At 68.2% G+C, this 217-nt stretch carries 1 protein-coding gene; it reads right to left on the reverse strand.

Annotation, left to right across the window (positions count from 1 at the left end; all coding sequences use genetic code 11):
• Positions 1 to 217 (reverse strand): hypothetical protein (locus MFF40_RS28725; protein ID WP_238263231.1); only part of this gene is annotated, 217 nt, incomplete at both ends.

Genomic DNA, 217 nt, shown 5'->3' on the forward strand with positions numbered 1-217 from the left:
ACAGAAAGGCGACCGGGATCCCGGCCACTTCGAGATACGAGTCCTCGTAGTAGATCCGGCGCTCCTCGTTGTTGTGGATGATCCGCGCCGCCTTGACCTGCCACAGGGGCGGCCGCTCGGGATTGTCCTTGCACGGCTCGCTGGCGGTGTAGGTGCCGTACTCGAAGGTCGTGGTCTCGGCCGCGGTGCGCTCCGCCCGCGGGGGGGAGGACCGCAC

Origin of the sequence: Methylobacterium mesophilicum (assembly GCF_022179445.1) — a bacterium.
Classification (GTDB): Bacteria; Pseudomonadota; Alphaproteobacteria; order Rhizobiales; family Beijerinckiaceae; genus Methylobacterium; species Methylobacterium mesophilicum.